Source organism: Streptomyces sp. URMC 126, from assembly GCF_051386555.1.
Classification (GTDB): Bacteria; Actinomycetota; Actinomycetes; order Streptomycetales; family Streptomycetaceae; genus Streptomyces.
Genome location: NZ_JBPQTX010000909.1, coordinates 1 through 268, shown reverse-complemented (window position 1 = coordinate 268; position 268 = coordinate 1). Strand labels below are relative to the sequence as shown.

1 protein-coding gene is annotated in these 268 nt (G+C 56.7%); it reads right to left on the bottom strand.

Going from position 1 to position 268, the window contains the following annotated elements; all coding sequences use genetic code 11:
- On the bottom strand, window positions 1-268 hold a 268-nt coding region (locus ACSNOK_RS34450), incomplete at both ends, for a ZinT/AdcA family metal-binding protein (protein ID WP_436784656.1).

The window sequence follows — 268 nt, the reverse complement described above, 5'->3', positions numbered from 1 at the left end:
CCTGTAGCCGGCCTCGTAATAGGCTTGATACTCTGCCACGGTCTTGTCGCCTTTTTGGGCCTTGTGGGCCAGAACGGGATCCAAAGTTCCGTCCAAGAGGTAGGGATAGACCGACTGCCATTCCCCGGTCCAATCGCTCAGCGGGCGGGGCTGAACCTGCTCATCTTGAAAATAGCCGTCGGAACTCGATTCGGTGGAAGCGTTATCATGATCATGGCCGTGGTCATGATCGTGGGAGTGACCGTGATCGTGAGAATGGTCGTGGGTC